The organism is Frankia sp. CgJB1 (genome assembly GCF_977947065.1).
Map to the genome: position 1 here is coordinate 1 of NZ_CDWTNB010000222.1, position 5,861 is coordinate 5,861.

Below are 5,861 nucleotides of genomic sequence, written 5' to 3' on the forward strand. Positions count from 1 at the left end.
GACCCGCGCGGGAGCTGGCGGCCTGGCGGGCCGGCCGCGACGACCGGGCGGTGACGGAGGCGCTGCTCGGCCTGCGGGCGGCGGCCGGGACGGACGCGAACCTGGTTCCCGCCACGCTGGCCTGCGCCCGGGCCGGGGTCACGACGGGGGAATGGGGGGACACGCTGCGGGAGGTGTTCGGGGAGTACCGGGCACCGACGGGGGTCGGCGAGGCCACCGTCGCCGGTGGTGGCGGGGCCGCCCTCGACGAGCTGCGGGCCCGGGTGGCGCGCACGGGGTCCGAGCTGGGCCGTCCGGTGAAGATGCTGGTCGGTAAGCCCGGCCTCGACGGGCATTCCAACGGCGCCGAGCAGATCGCGCTGCGGGCCCGTGACGCCGGTTTCGAGGTCGTCTACCAGGGGATCCGGCTGACGCCGGCGCAGATCGTGGCCGGGGCTGTCGAGGAGGACGTGCACGTCGTCGGGTTGTCGGTGCTCTCCGGTTCCCATCTCGACCTGGTGCCCCAGGTGCTGACGGGGCTGCGGGCGGCCGGGGCGGGTGAGATCCCCGTCATCGTGGGCGGCATCATCCCCGCGGCGGACGCGGACGAGCTCTCCCGACTCGGGGTGGCCGCGGTGTTCACGCCCAAGGACTACGAGCTCACCGCCATCATCCGGGGCATCCTCGACGTCGTACGGGCCGCCAACAAGCTCGATCAGTGAGCTTGACAGCGAGCTCGATCAGTGAGGTGGCCGTGACGGTTGGGGATGGTACCCGGGTGGGCTCGTCAATCGAGTCGGTGACCGAACTCGTCACCGCCGCCGTCGCGGGGAACCGCCGCGCGGTGGCGAGGCTCATCTCCATGGTCGAGGACGGCTCGCCGCACCTGCAGCGGATCGAGCAGCTGCTGATGCCCCGCACCGGGGGCGCGCAGGTGATCGGCCTCACCGGGGCGCCGGGGGTCGGCAAGTCCACCTCCACCTCCGCGCTGGTGGGCGCCTACCGGGCCGCGGGCCGGCGGGTCGGCGTGCTGGCCGTCGATCCCTCGTCCCCGTTCACCGGCGGCGCGCTGCTCGGCGACCGGATCCGGATGGTCGAGCACGCCACCGATCCGGGCGTCTTCATCCGCTCGCTGGCGACGCGCGGAAGTCTCGGCGGCCTGTCGACCGCCACGCCCCAGGCCCTGCGGGTTCTCGACGCCGTCGGGTTCGACGTCGTCCTGATCGAGACCGTCGGAGTGGGACAGGCCGAGGTGGACATTGCCGCCCTGGCGGACACCACGCTCGTCCTGGTCGCCCCGGGGATGGGGGACGGCGTCCAGGCTGCCAAGGCGGGCGTTCTGGAGATCGCCGACGTGCTGGTGGTCAACAAGGCCGACCGGCCGGGTACGGACCGGACGGTCAACGAGCTCACCGCCATGCTCCGGATGGGCGGTGCCGGCCGCGGGGAGGACGACCGGCGTCCGCAGGTCGTGCGGACGGTCGCCGCCACCGGGCAGGGGGTGGCCGAGCTCGTCAAATCGATCGAGGCCCATCGGGACTGGCTGCTGCGCACGGGGCAGTTGCAGCGCCGGCGGCGTCGGCGCGCGGCCGACGAGATCTCGCGGATCGCCTTCGCCCGGCTGCGGGAGCGGATCGGGGACCTGCGGTCCGGAGCCGCGATCGACCAGTTCGCCGGCGAGGTCGTCGCCGGCGGACTCGACCCCCACACCGCGGCTGATCGTCTCCTCGACGAGGCACTCGCCGCCCAGGCCGCCGCTGGCCTGGCCGCCGGTCACACCGGGGCGGTGAAACCAACCAGGTAACCGCGGTCGTGGCAGCAGCGGCAGGGGTCGATCACCAGCACGGTCCGAACCCGGCCGGCCCGGAATCCCGCCACATGGGACACCGTGCGGCACCGACCGTGGCAGGTCGGGCAAATGGTGTTCGGCTTGGCGTCCACGTGGCGGTACCTTCCCGCGATGACGGGACATAACCTCTGAACGCATCTCTACCTCTGGGCACGTGTCTGTACCTCTGGGCGCGTCTGCGCGCGGTGTCGGGCGGGTTCACGTTCTCGGGTCGAAGGCCGAGACGGCGGCCAGCTGCTCGAACAGCGCGCGTTCCCGGGCGGTCAGGGCCGGCGGCACCGCCACGCACACCTCGGCGTGCAGGTCGCCGGGTGGGCCGGTGGGGTTGGGTAGGCCGGCGCCGCGTAGGCGCAGTCGCCGGCCGCTGGACGATCCTGCCGGGACGCGCACCTTGATCTCACCGCCGGGGGTGGTGACCGGGACCCGGGCGCCCAGGGCGGCCTCCCAGGGGGTGACCGGCAACGGGACGTGGATGTCTCGTCCGGACAGCCGGTAACGTGGATGCGGCGCGATCTTCACGTGTAGGTAGAGGTCGCCGGGCTGGCCGTGCCTGCTGCCGCGGCTGCCTTGGTCGGTCAGCCGGATGCGCTGGCCGTCGACCACCCCCCGCGGGATGGTGACCTGGTAGCTGCGTGGGCTGCCGCCGGGGCCGGCGAGGGTGATCTGACGCCGCCCGCCCCGGTAGGTCTCCTCGACGGTCAGCTCGAGCTCGGCTTCCTGATCGGCGCCGGGGATCGGCCCGGTCACGCCGCGGGCCCCGAACAGGCCACCGAACAGGTCACCGAACAGATCACCGAACAGATCACCGACGGTGCTCCCGCCGAGGCCCGCGCCACCGGGGCCGGCACGTCCGAAACCCATGTCGGCGAAGTCTGCGAAGTCGGTGCCGCCAAAGCCCGGTTCGGCCCGGACCCGGCCGGTGCGGCTCCAGCCCCGGCCGGCCCGGCGGCCACCCGTTCGTCGTAGTCCTCGGGGAGGCGCCGGAAGTCCGCGCCGAACCGGTCGTAGCGCGCCCGCGTCTTCGGGTCGGACAGCACGCGGTACGCCTCACCGATCTCCTTGAACCGCTCCTCCGCCTCCGGGCCGCGGTTGACGTCGGGGTGGTAACGGCGGGCGAGGCGGCGGTAGGCCTGCTGGATCTCCTCGGCGCTCGCGCCCCGGCCGACACCGAGAAGCTGGTAGTAGTCTCGGGCTACGGCCGGTCACTCCGCAGGCCCGCCGGCGCCGCCCGGGTCCGGGCCGGTCTCGCCTGGTTGCCGGGCGCCGCCGGGCGGTTCGCTGGGTTCGCTGGATGGCTCGCCGGGAGGGCGGCTGACGGCGACCCCGGCGGGGCGCAGCTGCCGTCCGGTATCGCCGTAGCTGGGACGGATCACGGCCACCACCGTGCCGGCTGGGACGTTCGGTTTCTCGACGGCGGTCAGCGCCTCGTGCCGGGTCGGGTCGAACGGCACCCCGACCTCGTCGTGGCGCGGGTAGCCGAGCCGGGCCAGCACGTCCACGGCCTGGTCCCGGACCGTCCGGACACCCGCCACGAGCGAGGCGGGGTCGGCGTCGGCGTGGGTGAGCGCGAGGTCGAGGTGGTCGAGGACCGGCAGCCAGGCGGCGGCCAGGCGGCGGCCGCGTGGGCCCGTTCGGCGGCCCGATCCCGCTCCAGCTCCCGGACGGTCCGTTTACGCAGGTTGTCCAGGTCGGCGGCGGCCCGCCGCCACCGGTCGGTCAGCTCGTCCACCTGAGCGGCGAGCGCCACACTGTCCAGGACCGCCTCGGTCGGGAGGTCGTCCGCGCCGACGGGGCCGGCGCGGGCGGTGGCCTCTGCGCTACTCCGGTCCACGGTCCGGTCGGTACGGGGGCCGGCGGCGTGGCCGGTCCGGTCTGGGTGCTGTTCGTGCGGCATGTCGTTCGCCATCATCGGTCGGTCTCGGTCGGCATGGGTTCAGCCCCGGTCGAACTCGGCGTCTATCACGTCGTCGTCGCCGGGGGTGCCGCCGCCGGGGGTGCTGCCGCCGGGTGGTGGCTGTGGGCCGCCCGGGCCGCCCGGGCCGCCCGGTGCGGTGTCGGCCGGGCTGCCGCCGGTTCCCTCGGTGGGGCCGGCCTGGCCGGTGCGGGCGGCGGCCAGGCCGTGGTAGATCTGTTGGAGATCCGAGGTCAGGGCGCGGGCCCGGTCCACCGGCGCCTCCTCGTTGATGGCCTGGCGGGCGTCGGTGACCAGTAGGTCGGCGCGGGCCTTCTCGTGTGGCGGGGCGGCGTCACCGAGTTCGGCCAGCAGCCGTTCGACGCGGTAGGCGACCGAGTCCAGCTCGTTGCGGGCGTCGACCAGGCGCGTAGCGCCTGGTCGGCGGTGCGGTTACGTTCCGCCTCGATGATCATCCGTTCGACCTCTTCCTTGGGGAGGTTGGAGGTTTTACTGATCGTGATCGACTGCTGGGCTCCGGTGTCCTTGTCGCGGGCGGTGACGTTGAGGATGCCGTTGGCGTCGATGTCGAAGGTGATCTCGATCTGCGGTTCGCCGCGGGGCGCCGGGCGGATGTTTTCCAGGCGGAAGCGGCCGAGTATCCGGTTGTCGGCGGCGCGTTCGCGTGCGCCCTGCAGTACCACGATGTCCACTGCCGGCTGGTTGTCCTCCGCGGTGGAGAACACCTCGGAGCGTCGTACCGGGATCGTGGTGTTGCGTTCGACTATTTTTGTCATCAGGCCGCCGCGGGTCTCCACCCCGAGGGAGAGCGGGGTGACGTCGAGCAGGAGCACGTCGGAGACCTCGCCCTTGAGCACCCCGGCCTGGATCGCCGCGCCCAGTGCGACGACCTCGTCGGGGTTGACGCTCATGTTCGGTTCCTTGCCGCCGGTCAGCCGCCGGACCAGTGCCTGCACCGCGGGCATCCGGGTGGCTCCGCCGACGAGGATCACCTCGTCGAGGTCGTCGGCGCTGACCTTGGCGTCCTCCATCGCCTGGCGGACCGGTCCCATGGTCCGTTCGACCAGGTCGGCGGTGATCTGTTCGAAGGTGGAGCGCATGACCGTGGTGGTCAGGTGCCGCGGCCCGGTGGCGTCGGCGGTGATGAACGGCAGGTTCACCTGGGTCTGGGTGACCGAGCTCAGTTCGACCTTGGCCTTCTCCGCGGCCTCGAACAGCCGTTGCAGCGCCTGGGGGTCCCGGCGCAGGTCGACGCCCTGTTCCCGGTGGAACCCGTCGGCGAGGTAGTCGACCAGCCGGCGGTCGAAGTCGTCCCCGCCCAGGTGGCTGTCCCCGGCCGTGGCCCGGACCTCGACCACCCCGTCGCCGACGTCGAGGATGCTCACGTCGAACGTGCCGCCGCCGAGATCGAAGACCAGGACGGTCTCGTGGCCCTTCTTGTCTAGCCCGTACGCCAACGCGGCCGCGGTCGGCTCGTTGATGATCCGCAGCACGGAGAGCCCGGCGATCCGGCCGGCGTCCTTCGTCGCGGTGCGCTGCGCGTCGTTGAAGTAGGCCGGCACCGTGATGACCGCTTCGGTGACCTTCTCGCCCAGGTTCCGCCCGGCGTCGTCGGCCAGCTTGCGCAGCACCAGCGCGCTGATCTCCTCCGGCGCGTAGAGCTTGTTCCGGATCTTGAACCGGGCGGCGCCCTCCGGGCCTGGGACGACGTCGAAGGCGACCGCTTTGGCCTCCTCGGTCACCTCGTCATAGCGGCGGCCGATGAACCGCTTGGCCGAGTAGATCGTGCCCTTCGGGTTCAGGATCGCCTGCCGTCGCGCCAGCTGCCCGACCAGGCGTTCACCGCTCTCGGTGAACGCCACCACCGACGGTGTCGTCCGCGCACCCTCCGCGTTCGGGATGACCCTCGGCTCGCCACCCTCCCAGGCGGCGATCACCGAATTGGTCGTCCCCAGATCAATGCCGACTGCCTTCGCCATCGAATGCTCCTCCAGAAGCGAACCTCACACATATGACGAATCGGGCGTGCCCACGCCGTGAGCAGGCTTCACTCGGATAAACCGACCCCACAGCAGGGAATCTGTCCAGGATTTGCCCAGCAAAACGCATTGCCTACGGAGT

General features: G+C 72.3%; 5 protein-coding genes and 1 pseudogene. 2 read left to right on the forward strand and 4 right to left on the reverse strand.

Annotated features, from left to right (window positions below; all coding sequences use genetic code 11):
* Both AC08OT_RS18560 and meaB read left to right on the forward strand, forming a co-directional pair.
* The coding region (locus tag AC08OT_RS18560) for a cobalamin B12-binding domain-containing protein (RefSeq protein WP_476603104.1) at positions 1–701 on the forward strand (701 nt) is incomplete at its 5' end.
* Between the two features lie 32 nt (positions 702–733).
* Positions 734–1,783 (forward strand): methylmalonyl Co-A mutase-associated GTPase MeaB, encoded by a 1,050-nt coding sequence (meaB, locus tag AC08OT_RS18565; RefSeq protein ID WP_476603105.1) that lies wholly within the window; start codon positions 734–736, stop codon positions 1,781–1,783.
* Positions 1,784–2,026: 243 nt separating this feature from the next.
* Here the strand turns inward: meaB and AC08OT_RS18570 are convergent, their stop codons facing one another.
* The 4 genes and pseudogenes from AC08OT_RS18570 to dnaK all read right to left on the reverse strand — a co-directional run bounded on the left by AC08OT_RS18570 (position 2,027) and on the right by dnaK (position 5,719).
* Positions 2,027–2,689 (reverse strand): DnaJ C-terminal domain-containing protein, encoded by a 663-nt coding sequence (locus AC08OT_RS18570; protein WP_476603106.1) that lies wholly within the window; start codon positions 2,687–2,689, stop codon positions 2,027–2,029.
* Positions 2,572–2,967 (reverse strand): DnaJ domain-containing protein, encoded by a 396-nt coding sequence (locus AC08OT_RS18575; protein WP_476603107.1) that lies wholly within the window; start codon positions 2,965–2,967, stop codon positions 2,572–2,574. The genes AC08OT_RS18570 and AC08OT_RS18575 overlap by 118 nt, the downstream gene beginning before the upstream one ends.
* A gap of 63 nt (positions 2,968–3,030) precedes the next feature.
* Complete coding sequence (locus AC08OT_RS18580; protein WP_476594286.1) at positions 3,031–3,438, reverse strand: nucleotide exchange factor GrpE; 408 nt, start codon at positions 3,436–3,438, stop codon at positions 3,031–3,033.
* A 323-nt stretch (positions 3,439–3,761) separates the two neighbouring features.
* Positions 3,762–5,719, reverse strand: a pseudogene (gene dnaK / locus AC08OT_RS18585) (molecular chaperone DnaK).
* Between the last annotated feature and the right edge of the window lie 142 nt (positions 5,720–5,861).

Excerpts from the sequence above, each read along its gene's own strand:
- AC08OT_RS18570 (WP_476603106.1), bottom strand. The coding sequence starts at position 2,689 with ATGGGTTTCGGACGTGCCGGCCCCGGTGGCGCGGGCCTCGGCGGGAGC.